The sequence below is a fragment of the Ensifer sp. LBL genome, from assembly GCF_050435225.1.
GTDB lineage: Bacteria > Pseudomonadota > Alphaproteobacteria > Rhizobiales > Rhizobiaceae > Ensifer.
Genome location: NZ_JBNDJY010000005.1, coordinates 230,957 through 243,463 on the forward strand (window position 1 = coordinate 230,957; position 12,507 = coordinate 243,463).

The following is a 12,507-nucleotide window of genomic DNA, read 5'->3' on the forward strand; positions in this document are numbered from 1 at the left end:
TTCTGCTCGGCTCTACCCTGCGCAGTTTGCAGGCCGACGAGGTCTCAGGGCTACTTCCAGGCCTGGCGCGGCAGGACGGGTTTGCTCGCGCCCTCCCGGTCGCCTGGCGCTACGCCGACAAACTGGCCGTTCTGCCATTGTCCCGTCCACCAGAGCTTGCGCAACTGGTTGTCCTCGAACCGGGTTTCGCCGATGACGGTTTCGAACGTGCCGCTCGAAAGTTCGGCAGACACCGCCTCCCGGTCGAGGCCCTTGCGCTTGATCGCCTCCTGCAGCATCTGCAGGCTGGCATAGGTGATGACGCTGCCCCAGTAATCAGGCGCGACGCCGGTGACCGCTTCGTGGCGCTTGCGATAGTCGGCATTGGCCGCGTTGTTCGGGTCGATGCCACCCAGGCTCATGATGCCTGTGGCATTGTCGCCGTTGTTCTTGCCGTAGACCGGAAAGCCGGTGCCAACCCCGAGATAGAGCACCTTGGGATTGAAGCTCGCCACCTGTGCCTGCTGCGTCAGCGCGAAAGTATCCGGCGGATAGGAGAAGGCAACGAAGGTATCGGCGCCGCTTGCCTTCGCCTCATTGATCATCGGCGAGAAGTCGGAGGTGCCGACAGGATAGGTCTTGTCGTAGACGACCTCGATGCCGGCTTCCTCGAATGCCGGACGGGCGGCCGTGACCAGATCGATGCCGAAGCCGTCGGCAACCGAGACCATCGCTACCTTGGTGTTGATCGTGCCGGCCTTGCTGGTTTCGGCAAGGATCGCGGCGAGAGCCCGCGCATAGTCGTGGCCGCCGCCCAGCATCCAGAAGCTTTTCTTCCAGCGCTGCACGAATTGCGGCGCCTTGTCAGTGACGGCGGATACGGCGAGCTGCGGATAGCCGTAGCGGTCAAACAGCGGTGCGACGGCCAGGTTGAAGCCCGTGCCCCAGGGCACGAGCATGAAATCCACCTCGTCCTGGGTCGCCAGGCGCTCGACCGCTCGCACGACCTCTTCGGACGAGGAGCGGTCGTCATACTCGATGACTTCGATCGGCAGCTTGGAACCGTCGGGCAGTTCGAGGCCGCCGGCGTCGTTCACGTCCTTTACCCAAAGCTCGTAGTTCGGCAGCGTGGTAATGCCGGCACCGCCCGCGTTCGGCCCGGTCTTCGAGATCGCATAACCGATCTTCACGGACTTGCGGTCCTCAGCCATCGCCGTGCTGGCGACGCCGCTGGCGAGCATGATCACGGCGAGCGCCGTCGTTCGCAGGACTTGCCTGCGTCGAAAGGTTTTCATGATTCTCCTCCCATTTGCCCGCGTGGTGCGAGCCCCGTCGTCATGCTCGCCTGGTGCCCGTTCTCCTCCGGCATCCAGAAGCTGTATTCGACCCTCTCAGGCTAATACCGGCACTGTCGCTACGGAATAGACTTTTACAAGAGATACTTGTACTTTTCACGGAAACCGGGATCACGATGTGACGCCAGCTTCCAGCACCTCTGCAACGAACCAGCCAACCGCAAGTGCACGCCCCGCCGGCCCCACCGAGGCACGGGTGTTCAAGGCGGCCCTGTCGCAGTCGGAGTGGACGTTCCGCGGGACCCGTAACCGGATCTTCGTTGTGCTTTCGGGCGGTGGCCATATCCGCCTCGGTCGGCATGACGTTCCGCTATCCGGCCCGGCGATCGTGTGGGCGCCGGCAGGCGAGACAGGATCCGTCCTGTTCGACGCGGGCGCCGAGGGGGCGTCGCTGGCTATTCCCGATCTCGTGCTCGGTTCGGCGATGCCGACGGGCGCCGTCTTTGCCCAGGTGCGCGAAGCGATCGCTCGCCCGATCCTTGGCGCCCGTATCCCGGTCGCGGCTGCCCGCCAGTTGTCCCAGGCGTTGCAAGCCATAGAACAGGAACTCAGCGCCAACGAGCCCGGCGCACAGGAAGTCATCCGCCATCAACTGGCGCTGGTGCTGATCTCCATCTGGCGGCTGGCAAACCCCGGTCACGACCGGCCGCAACCGTCGCCGCGGGCGATCGTGCGCAGCTTCGTCCATCTCGTGGAATTGCACATTCGCGACCACTGGTCGATCGGCGCCTATGCCGAGGCGCTCGGCGTGACCGCCGACCGGCTGAATACTGCGACCCGGCGAGCGACCGGGCGAACCCCGATGGAACTCATTCACGAGCGGCTGATGACGGAAGCCTCGATCCTGCTCGACAATTCCGGCCTGCAGGTTTCGGAAGTGGCAGAAGCACTCGGCTTCAAGGACGCCGCTTATTTCAGCCGGTTCTTCAAGCGCATCGCGGGCGTGTCGCCCCGCGCCCATCGCGCCGGCGCCGCCTTGAAGAGGAGCGACGTCAACACGAACTACGCGGCCTGGCCGTGAGCCTCAGGCAGTGTCGGGTGCGCGGTCGTCCGGATCCGGCGCGGTTGCCGATTTGCGGCGGTTTTGCTAGGTGTGCAACCAACGAATATTGAGGCGGATGTGGTAAAGTTTGGAAATTCCGCAGCCCTTACAAGGACCTACAATCGGGCTGTAATCCTCGACGCGCTTCGGCGGACGGAAAGTCTATCGCGGGTCGAGCTTGCAAGGTTGAGCGGCCTGACGCCACAAGCCGTAAGGAACATTGTCGAAGACCTGTTGGCCGAAGGCTTCGTCAAACAGATCGGCAGGCGCAAGGGGCTTCGGGGTCAGCCGCAGATCGAGGTCGCCATTAATCCCGACCGCGGCTATTCGCTCGGCTTTCACGTGACCGGGTCCGAGTGCCGGTACCTGGGCACCAATCTGGTCGGAGACGTCGTGTTCGAGGGCGGCGCCTTCAAGCTCGCGTCGGACGCGGCGGAAATACGCCGGTCCCTGGAACAAATAGAAGCGGCCTGTTCGCAAAGCATGCAAGACAGGGCGCGGCTTGGCGTCGGGATCGCGGTCTCGGCCCCGCTTGCCATGCCACGGCACCGCGAGCCGCATTCGGATTATCTCGAGCAAGTCCGCACGATCCAGCATTTCTTCGGCCCGGACACGTGGATCGAGAATGACGCGAATGCAGCCGCGATGGCGGAAAATCTCTCGGGTACGGCCAAGGAACGAAGCGACTTCCTTTACATCTTCATTGGCGCCGGCGTCGGTGGCGCGATCGTGCGCGACAGCAAGCTGCAGCGCGGCTATCGCGGGAACGCCGGCGAATTCGGTCACATCCTCGTGGACCCGAACGGCCCTCAATGCCACTGCGGCAACAGGGGCTGCCTGCACACCTATTTGTCGCTGGCCGAATTCGGCGATCGGATCGATCGCCTGGGTTCCGACGACGGCGAAATCAAAGCCTGGCTTGCAAGGGCGGTCCCTCCCCTCACGCGCGCTATCGTGACGTTGGAAAACGCATTCGACCCCGATCGGATCATTCTGGGCGGAACGGCGCCCGGCTGGTTGCTGGAGTTGCTCCTCGCGGGCGTTCAGGAAATCCTGCCGTCGACTTGCACGGACGAGGCTCATCAAAGGGTCGAGATTAGCAGGCTGGGCACCACGAGCGCGCTTTTGGGCGCATCCGCTCTTCCTCTCTTGACCCTGATGACGCCGCACCCGGATCTGCTGACGAAGCAATCGCTCGAGGGGATGCGGTAGGCAAGTGGCGCCGTTGCCAACCGACGCGATCACATTGTTTCAGCCGGCTCCCGGATATGTCAGCGCTGAAAATCAGCGTAACAGGGATTGGACATAACCAACCACGTCGACGTCTGGATCTGCCAGGATGTCCCTGGAAGGAGAAATGCCGCGTGCGAGAAGCTTCTTCCCCATCACAAACGATTTGCCATCGTTGATGGCGTCGACGGCGAGAAACCGTTCCTTGTCGAAGTACCAGAGCGAGCGCGCGTCGGCAGTCTTTCCAACGCGCGAAAGGACGTCGGTGTAGCCCGTGTTCAGTCCGGCGATCTGCAGCTTCGCATCATATTGATCGGACCAGAACCAGGGCACTGGTACATAGGGTTTCGGGGAACCTGCAATCGATGCTGCAGCAGCTTCGGCGAGGTCAATCGCGTTCTGTACGCACTCCAATCGGACCATGCCTTGACCGTACGGAAAAGCGGCGCAATCTCCGACTGCGTAGACGTTTGGATCCGAGGTTTTGCCGAAGGCGTCGACCAGGATACCGTTCATCACGGCGAGCCCGCACCCTTCCGCCAGGTCGATGTTCGGGGTGATCCCAATTCCAACGATTGCGAAATCGACGGGCAGGATGGAGCCGTCGCTCATTTCGGCTTCGGCGACACGGCCGTTGTTGCCGACGAAGCGAACAAGGCCAGTGCTCTCCTTGATGGAGACCCCATGGCGCACGTGAAGTTCTCTTAAAAAGTCTGATGTCGCCGATGATGCAACACGGTTGAGAATCCGGGCCTCCGCCTCGATCACCGTCACGTTCAGGCCGAGTTCAGCGCCGACGGCGGCAGCTTCCAGGCCAACATAGCCGCCACCGACGACGAGCATGGTCTTTCCAGGTATCATTTCAGGCATGAGCCGATCGGCATCCGCCTTGTTCCGCGCCACATAGACGCCGCCCAGGGTTCCCCCGAGGGTCGTCGGCCAGGTCCGTGGAGATCCGCCCGTTGCCAGAACGAGCGTCCCGTAGGCGCGCTCTTCACCGGTATCGCACGTGACACGTTGCCGGTTGCGATCGATGTTGTCGACCCGTGTCCCGGTCAAGATTTCGATGCCGAGGTCGGCGTACCAGCTCTCCGGCCTGAGCAAGATGTCGGCGAGTGAGGCACCGCCCAGCAGGTAGCTCTTCGAGAGCGGCGGTCTTTGGTAAGGCAGCACTGCTTCGTCGGCAATGATCGTGATCGGCCGCTCGACCTTGAGCGCCCTCAACCTGGAAGCAGCAGCAACGGCAGCCTGGCCGCCACCCACTATCACTATCGCACTCACGGTTCTGCCATCCCTTCTGAGCCAAAAGCTCGACGATCATTCCTGGTTATCCCTGCACTTCGGGGACGCGCACGGTCAGCCCGTCGAGCTCGGGCTTCAACTTGATCTGGCAGGCAAGTCGGCTTTGCGGCGTGAGGTTTTCCGACAATGACAGCATGTCGGCTTCATCGTCGGCGATCGATGGAAGTCTTGCCATCCAGTGCTCGTCGACGTGGACCTGGCACGTCCCGCAACCGCATGTTCCACCACAGTCGCCAAGGATGCTCCCGACGTTGTTGGCCAGCGCCAATTGCATGAGGCTGCCCACGGGCTCGGTCAGCACGACGCATTGCTCACCGTTCGATTGGATGAATTTCACTTCGATCATTGGCGCCTCAGTAGAGTGTTCGTTGATCGCCGACGCGGATCTTTTCCACCATCTCGTCCTTGTCGAGACCGGCAATCTGATCGGCAAGGATCGCACCGAGTGGCGGAAAATCTTCGCGCGTTGCAAAGGTTGCCGGATTCCAGAGTTTCGAGCGGATGACCGCCTTGGAGCAGTGAAAGAACACTTCCCTGACATGCACCCGGATCGCCACGCGCGGCGCCCTGCCCTGAATGGCAAGGGCTTCGAGCGCGTCGCCGACCACGATGTCGGCAACACCGTTGACGCGAAGGATCTCGCCCAGGCCAGGCACAAGAAACAGGCATCCGACCACGGGATCAGCCAGGATGTTTTCCATGGTGTCGAGCCGGTTGTTGCCAGGGCGGTCGGGGATAAGGAACGTGTTTTCATCCAGCACGTGGACAAACCCCCTTGGATCCCCGCGTGGCGATACGTCTCCACCCGCCTGGCTTCGCGTGCCGATCAGAGCGAACGGAGACAGCGAGAGAAATTGAAGACAGTGTTTGTCGAGCCGGGTGAGTTGTTTGCTGACAACCAACGCCTCGGGCGCGGGAAACATCTGTCGCAGTTCAGTTTGGTCGATTGAGCGCATGCCTTGCCCTCCCCTTGAGCGCAAGGAGTGTCAAAAAACCGACGCTTCGTCAATAAAGAAAAACAATTGTTTTATTATTATGCGCTCGATATGGTCGCCGAAGACCAACTCCCGGCCAATGGAGCGGATAATGCATGTCATCGAAACCAACAGCGCGAAGGTAACGTTCAATCCGCAGGGCGGTCATCTGGAGGAGGTCGCCTTTGGGAGCGGGGCCGACCGGATACGACCGATGCACCGTGCACCCTGGCGCACAGGCGAGGACAATGGGGGCCGGCCGGAGCGTGTACCCGCAGCCATGGGCCAAAGCCTTGCCAGTCTTTCCGGTGATTTCTTCTGCGCGCCGTTCGGGCACGATGACGTCAGCGGTACCGTCGAACACGGCTTGACCGCCAACGGGGTCTGGCTGGAGGAGAGCTTCCGGACAGATGCCGACGGTACGGTTACAGCGATCTTCCGGCTCGACGGACAAGTTGCTGGCGCCGCTGTATTCAAGGAGCTGACGCTCAAGCCCGACCAGCCGATTGTCTATCAGCGTCATCGTTTCGTCGGGGGCTTCGGCATGCTTCCCGTCGCACACCATCCAATGGTCCGGATAACGGGAGAAGCATCGCTGAGCTTCTCGCCGAAAGCTTTCGGGGCAACGCCCGAGCATCCCGTGGAAACCGACCCGCAACGCGGAAACTCGGCACTTATGTACCCTCAAGAGTTTGTCGATTTGACCAGCGTGCGACTGAAGGGAGGCGGCGCGGTGGACCTGAGCGTTCAGCCGGGTCCGCCCGATTCCGAGGACTTCCTGATCCTCGCGGAGGAGCCGAACTCGACCATGGGATGGACCGCAGTGTCGGCGCGTGATGACGGATTCTTGTTTTTCTCTGTCAGAGACCCGCGGGTCTTGCCATTCTCGATGCTTTGGATGAGCAACGGGGGACGTCACTACGAGCCCTTCTCGGGCCGACATCGGGGCGTTCTGGGACTGGAGGAAGGATGCACCTTCTTCGGCTACGGTCGCGAGGCAAGCAGCCGACCGAACTGGCTGAGCGAGCGGGGTTACCCGACGGCAATCGAGCTTGTGCCGGACGGGGAAGTCGCCATCGGCTTTGCATTCGGCGCCATCCGCCTGCCCGATGGCTGGTGTGCCGTTTCCGACATCGGCGTTTCGCGCGAGAACCTGATCATTTCGTCGGACACGGAGGCAACGGTCGAGTTGCCTTTCTGGATGGACGGCGTCTTCTCCCGGTAGGCGTTAGAACAGCAACTCGCCCATGGAGAGCCTGCGAAGCGCCAGGCAGACATTGGCGACCAGCGCCTCCTTTTTGGGGCCACGATCCGGGTAGCGGGTCATGTTGTCGCCATTGTGCATGAAGACATAGCCTCCACGCCCCGTCGTCGTCGGATACTGCCACAGCCAGTCCGCAGGCTTCGGGTCGCCCTCCGGTCCGACATCTGTCAGCCAGATCGCTCCGGGGGGCGGATCGCTCCAGCCTCTCGCATATTGCCCGAATATGCCTTCCCAGCCATCGAAGTCGCCACCGAGATCGGCAAAGATGCCGAACCGGTCGTTGCGCACCCGTACCTTGATGTTGGTGAACGGGCGTGGCGAGACCGCATGGAAGGGGGCCATGAACGGCAGCCATGGCTGGCACGGCTCGGCGCAGATGACGAGGTTTCCGCCACGGGAGAGGAACGCAAGGAGATCGTCAGCCCGGCTCTTCAGGAAGAATTCGTCGTGGCTGCTCGGAACATAGAGCGTGTCCGTCTTTTCCAGGAGTTCGGGCCCGAGTTCGTAAAGCGGCGAAAACGAGGTCTCAAAACCGGCACGTTCGAGACTTTCCTCGATCCAGGCGGGATGCCACTCCGAGGGCACATGCGAGCACTGCAGGTAGGTGAAGCGATTGTTCGACGGGCGCTTGATGCCGAGTTCACGGTTGAGCCAGGGATAGAAGGACTGAAGGAACCGCGTGGTCGCCGGCATGAAGCGCTGACCGTTGTGCGAATGGGGATCGAGCGTCGAAAGCAGCAGCCGCCCGCCGCCCGGCAGCGACGGAAAATCGAGAAACAGGCTGCCGCGGCCACCATCGATCTCAAGTATCGAGCGCGCGCCTTCCGGCACGCTATAGGATCCGCCCCAATGCCAGCTCATATGCGAAAGCGGAATACTGTCGGTGATCGGATGAAGCGGCTGTGTGAAGCTCACCTCCAGCCTTTCCCCTTTGGTCCACCACAGCCAGTCGCGGCAGTTTCCCGGCGTCCATTCAAGGCCAGGAATCTCGAGCCAGTCGGCATGCCCCTGCAGACTGACGACGAGAAAGCCGCCACCCTTCAGATAGGCATTCAGCTGCTGTCGGTGCGGGATCGGCGCGGCCGCATCCATCGCATCCGGCATGATGACCGCGGCGTAGGTCGAAAGGTCGAACCGAGGTAGGTCGTGGATATAGATGAGGTCGTCGATATAGTGGTTGAAGTCCTGGAAGCTTCGCAGCTGCCAACTGTTGCCCCAGTGGATATAGGCGATCCGCTTTGCGGCGTTGGGCATCACGTCAGCCATCAAAACGAGCTCCATCATGTCGAAAGACAGGGGCATAGGTATGCTTCGGCAGCCCATCGAAATCGGCGCGCGCAATCGGCAGGTCGTAGAGCGCCGTCAGGTTCTCGGCGCTCAGCGCCTCGGCCATCGGCCCTGAGACATACTTGCTGCCGCTTGTCATCAAAAGCACATCGCTGGCGATCTCGACTGCGTGCTGCGGCATGTGGGTCGAAAACACGATCGTCATACCGTGCTCGTCCTTGAGGTGTTCGAGCAGGCTGAGGACCTTGTCCTGGTTCTTGTAGTCAAGCGCCGCACAGGGCTCGTCGAGCACCAGAAGGTCACATTCCGACGAAAGTGCCTGAGCGATCATCACCAGCTGGCGCTGGCCGCCGCTCAACGAATTGAACGATTGCCCCTCGAGATGTTCGATGCCAAGCAGGTGGAAATAATGCCGGACGATCTCGTAGTCTTTCTTGCCCGGCGCACCGAAGAGACCAAGATGGCGCGCCCGTCCCATGAGTGCGATGTCGAAGGCGGAATAGGAAAACGGCGCCTCGAACAGCTGCGGCACATAACCCACCTGCCCGCTGACGGAAAGCCGGCCGGATTTCGGCTTGATGACACCGATCAGCGTGTTGATGAGCGTCGTCTTGCCAACACCGTTGGCCCCAAGCACAGCAAGCACATGCCCACGCTCGAGGCGAAGGCTGTAATTGGCCAGAATGGTCCTGCCCCCGCGCTCGATGGTCAGATCTCGTGCCTCAATCACTGCTCCAGCCTCCCTTTGCATGCAGGCGGCGAAGGATGACGGCAAAGACGGGAACGCCGATCAGGGCGGTGATGATGCCGAGCGGGATTTCCGCCGTCGTGACCGTTCGGGCCAGATCGTCGACCAAAAGCAGGTAGATCGCGCCAATCACGCCCGCCACCGGCAGGAGGCGCCGATGATCGGCGCCGACGAGCGCGCGTGCGATGTGCGGAACGACGAGACCGACCCAGCCGATGATGCCGGAGGTTGCCACCACACCAGCCGAAATCAATGCGGAGGCAATGAGGATGATCCACTGCACCAAGACCACTTTTGTACCGAGCGCGCGGGCTTTCTCCTCGCCGAGCGACAGGATGTTGATCTGGAAGCGCAGCAGATAGATCGCGATGGCGGAGGGAACCACGGCGACCGCGAGCAGCAAAACATCCAGATAATTGGTCGAAGCGATGCTTCCCATGAGCCAGTAGGTGATGGCGGGCAGCTTCTGAAAGGGATCGGCCAGCAGCTTGGCAATGGAAATCGCTGCCGAAAAGAAAGCGGAAATGACAACGCCCGCCAGGACCAGCGTCAGCATGCTGGTGCGTCCGCGCACGGTCGACAACAGCTTGACGAGGAAGACGCTGCCGATGCCGAACAGGAACGCCAAGGTCAGCAGCGCGTAGCCCTGCCATCCGAGAAGGATCGCGAGCGTCCCGCCAAAACCGGCGCCGGAGGTGACGCCGATGATCCCCGGATCCACCAGCGGATTGCGGAAAAGGCCCTGCAGAGCGGCCCCCGACATGGACAGGCCGAAACCGATGACGACCGCCGCCATGATGCGCGGCAGCCGAACCTGCTCGACCACCACCTCCTGGACCGGATCCCAGTAAGGAACGATCAAGGGGTGAACGTTGTCGATCAGAATGTAACCCACGTCCGGCACGGAGAGGTCGTAGCGCCCGATCGTCACCGAATAGAGGACGACGGCCACCAGGAGCCCCAGGAGGACAGCCAGGACGGAGACGGAAGCGCTTTTCCGCCCCAATCCGGCAGGCACGCTCGTCGATGCCTTACTGGAAGAGCTCGGCATATTTGCTCGCAGGCGCATTGCTTTCAGTTTCGAGGATCGCAGCGACCTGGCCGTCTTTCAGTTCGGCGCCGTAAATGAGCTTGTAGCTGTCGAGGATCTGCTTCTTGAAGGTGGGAGCAAAATCGGCCCCATGGGCGATCGCCGCCAACCATTCCGATGTCAGGAAGATTTCCGGCGCATCGGGGGTGCGGGCAAAGACCGGCTGCTTATAGACGCGCTTTTCCTTCACAGCCTTGAGACTGGCTAGCACCGGGTTATCGAAGAAATCCTTCGGGTTGAGGTCGGTCGCATAGGCGGGAATGATGATGATATCAGGGTTCCAGACGAGCAACTGTTCGAAATCGACGGTGCGCCACCATTCGCCGGTATTGTCTGCCGCCGGATTGGTGACACCGCTGAGGGAAAGATCCTGCGAGCCGTTGGCGATGACCTGGATCTGATCGGCGACCTTGTCGATGTGGAGGACAGACGGAAGCGCCGACTTGTCGAGCTTGGCTACCTTTTCATCAAGGGCCTTCAAAGTCTCGGACTGGGCTTTCAGGATCGCCTGCGCGCGGTCGTTACGGCCGGTCATGTAACCGCTGAGCGTGACATAGTCGAGCCGGTCCTGCTCGGAGCAGCATTGCCAGCCAACGACAGTGAGCCCCACCCGTTCCAGCGGCTCGATGAGCTTTTCGTCATGGGTCCACTGGATCACCGCATCGGGTTTCTCAGCAAGGATCGCCTCTACATTCGGCACGAAGCCGTCCTGGGCTGCGCTGGCATTGATCTTGGCCATTTCCGGGAGCATCTCGGCATAGATGCCGCTGGTAAAGTATCTCACCAGCGAATCCTTGTTCATGCCGACGATACGATCGGCCTTTTCGTCCACGGCACGATAGATGATCGGCGCCGAACGGACGATCGTCACGACGCGTTCCGGCGGTTTTGCGAATGTAATCGTCTTGCCGCGATGATCGAGGAAGGCCGTTTCGGCCGACGCCGCTCCCGGCAGAAGCGCCGATAGGAAGAGTGCGAGTGCAGTGAATGTCTTGAGGCGGCTTGACATGAAACGCTCCATCGAAAGGCCGGCAGGTCCGGGCCAAGTTCGTTTTCATGAGTGTGCTAGTCAAGTTATAGGCACATGTCCAGCGCTCTGTAGATTTTTAGGGGTGGCGTCGCCTCGGAAGCGCTCCTCCTGAAATCATTCAGAGCACTCCCAGCATGCCCGCGAGAGCTTCGTCGATTGTCCCAAGATGGCGCGCGACCGGCAGCGCTTTCACGTCTTTTTAACCATGACTCGTGAAACTGCGCCCATCCGGAGGCATGATGCCGACGTTCGTCTGGGGTAAAAGTGCATGCGTAAGCCGCAAGATCAGAAGCTGTCCTCCGGTGCGACCATTTCGGAGCCCGGCTACGTCGTCTCCCGCCGCGCCCTGCTTTCGAACCTCGGTATCATGACGCTGCTGGGTGCGTCCGGGTGCTCGCAGGCCCTCGAACTCCCATCGCTCGAGCCGTCCGGTCGTATGTCGCCTATGGGTGTTGACACCATGTCGACAGGGGCAATTCCACCGATCAGCGTCGACAGCAACATCACCGACAACAGCACGATGTATGCGTCGCTGGCCGACAACGGCTTCGTCATCCCGGCCATTCCGTTCCAGAAGGTCAAACCGGAATTCCGTCGTCAGATCGTGCGCGATCCCACCGGTGAGGCGCCGGGCACAATCGTGGTGCGGCTCAATGAGCGGCATCTCTATTGGGTGCAGGAAGGCGGCGAAGCGGTCCGCTACGGTGTCGGCATCGGCAAGGCCGGCTTCGAGTGGAGCGGCCGTGCGGAGATCCAGTACACGAAGGTGTGGCCGACCTGGACGCCGCCCAAGGAGATGATCGCGCGCAAGCCTGAACTGGTGAAATGGACGAGCGGCCAGCCGGGTGGCCTCGATAACCCGCTCGGAGCCCGGGCACATTACATCTTCAAGGACGGTCAGGACACCGGCTATCGCGTGCACGGCTCACCGGAATGGTGGACCATCGGCACGCAGGCGTCTTCCGGTTGCGTGCGCATGATGAACCAGGACGTCGTCGATTTGTACAACCGGGTCAAGGCGTCACCGATCAAAGTCCCGATTGTGGTGGCATAGGGCGCTACGCCGCATGAAACGGGGGCTGAGCGCGACGACGGCCCTGCCAAAATCAAACGCTCGACCTGACGCGCCGGACCACGCCTCCTCGACGGGCTGATCACGCGCGATATGGAACAAAGAAGACTCGGCGGGAAAGATAGGGCTCCTTC

General features: G+C 61.4%; 12 protein-coding genes. 4 read left to right on the forward strand and 8 right to left on the reverse strand.

Annotated features, from left to right (window positions below; all coding sequences use genetic code 11):
- Positions 1 to 50 precede the first annotated feature (50 nt).
- Entirely contained in the window at positions 51 to 1,274 is a 1,224-nt protein-coding gene (locus OKW20_RS21085) for an amino acid ABC transporter substrate-binding protein (RefSeq protein WP_429174885.1), read from the reverse strand.
- Between the two features lie 178 nt (positions 1,275 to 1,452).
- Here OKW20_RS21085 and OKW20_RS21090 point away from each other — a divergent pair, with 178 nt between their 5' ends.
- Positions 1,453 to 2,355, forward strand: coding sequence for a helix-turn-helix domain-containing protein (locus OKW20_RS21090; protein ID WP_192449075.1), 903 nt, complete (start codon positions 1,453 to 1,455; stop codon positions 2,353 to 2,355).
- 99 nt (positions 2,356 to 2,454) lie between these two features.
- Positions 2,455 to 3,588, forward strand: coding sequence for an ROK family protein (locus OKW20_RS21095; RefSeq protein WP_429174887.1), 1,134 nt, complete (start codon positions 2,455 to 2,457; stop codon positions 3,586 to 3,588).
- 72 nt (positions 3,589 to 3,660) lie between these two features.
- Here OKW20_RS21095 and OKW20_RS21100 read toward each other — a convergent pair whose 3' ends face one another.
- The 3 genes from OKW20_RS21100 to OKW20_RS21110 are packed head-to-tail and all read right to left on the reverse strand — an operon-like array spanning position 3,661 to position 5,864.
- Positions 3,661 to 4,887 carry an NAD(P)/FAD-dependent oxidoreductase gene (locus OKW20_RS21100; protein WP_429174888.1) on the reverse strand — a complete coding sequence of 409 codons (1,227 nt, stop codon included), beginning with the start codon at positions 4,885 to 4,887 and terminating at the stop codon, positions 3,661 to 3,663.
- Positions 4,888 to 4,933: 46 nt separating this feature from the next.
- Positions 4,934 to 5,254 (reverse strand): 2Fe-2S iron-sulfur cluster-binding protein, encoded by a 321-nt coding sequence (locus OKW20_RS21105; RefSeq protein WP_429174889.1) that lies wholly within the window; start codon positions 5,252 to 5,254, stop codon positions 4,934 to 4,936.
- Between the two features lie 7 nt (positions 5,255 to 5,261).
- Positions 5,262 to 5,864 carry an MSMEG_1061 family FMN-dependent PPOX-type flavoprotein gene (locus OKW20_RS21110; protein ID WP_043621771.1) on the reverse strand — a complete coding sequence of 201 codons (603 nt, stop codon included), beginning with the start codon at positions 5,862 to 5,864 and terminating at the stop codon, positions 5,262 to 5,264.
- 130 nt (positions 5,865 to 5,994) lie between these two features.
- Between OKW20_RS21110 and OKW20_RS21115 the strand changes: the two genes are divergently transcribed.
- Positions 5,995 to 7,107, forward strand: coding sequence for a hypothetical protein (locus OKW20_RS21115; protein ID WP_429174891.1), 1,113 nt, complete (start codon positions 5,995 to 5,997; stop codon positions 7,105 to 7,107).
- A 3-nt stretch (positions 7,108 to 7,110) separates the two neighbouring features.
- Here OKW20_RS21115 and OKW20_RS21120 read toward each other — a convergent pair whose 3' ends face one another.
- From OKW20_RS21120 to OKW20_RS21135, 4 genes are all read right to left on the reverse strand, one after another.
- Positions 7,111 to 8,412 carry a hypothetical protein gene (locus OKW20_RS21120; protein WP_429174893.1) on the reverse strand — a complete coding sequence of 434 codons (1,302 nt, stop codon included), beginning with the start codon at positions 8,410 to 8,412 and terminating at the stop codon, positions 7,111 to 7,113.
- The gene (locus tag OKW20_RS21125) at positions 8,405 to 9,163 is read right to left on the reverse strand and encodes an ABC transporter ATP-binding protein (RefSeq protein WP_429174894.1); all 759 of its coding nucleotides are present in this window, start codon (positions 9,161 to 9,163) and stop codon (positions 8,405 to 8,407) included. The genes OKW20_RS21120 and OKW20_RS21125 overlap by 8 nt, the downstream gene beginning before the upstream one ends.
- On the reverse strand, positions 9,156 to 10,133 hold the full coding sequence (locus tag OKW20_RS21130) for a FecCD family ABC transporter permease (protein WP_429174899.1): 978 nt from the start codon (positions 10,131 to 10,133) through the stop codon (positions 9,156 to 9,158). Before OKW20_RS21130 ends, OKW20_RS21125 begins: the two co-directional genes overlap by 8 nt.
- Before the next feature lie 79 nt (positions 10,134 to 10,212).
- Positions 10,213 to 11,280, reverse strand: a complete 1,068-nt coding sequence (locus OKW20_RS21135; protein WP_429174911.1) for an ABC transporter substrate-binding protein — start codon at positions 11,278 to 11,280, stop codon at positions 10,213 to 10,215.
- 289 nt (positions 11,281 to 11,569) lie between these two features.
- On the opposite strand from OKW20_RS21135, the gene OKW20_RS21140 reads away from it, so the two are divergent.
- Positions 11,570 to 12,355 carry a L,D-transpeptidase gene (locus OKW20_RS21140; protein WP_429174915.1) on the forward strand — a complete coding sequence of 262 codons (786 nt, stop codon included), beginning with the start codon at positions 11,570 to 11,572 and terminating at the stop codon, positions 12,353 to 12,355.
- Positions 12,356 to 12,507: the final 152 nt, after the last annotated feature.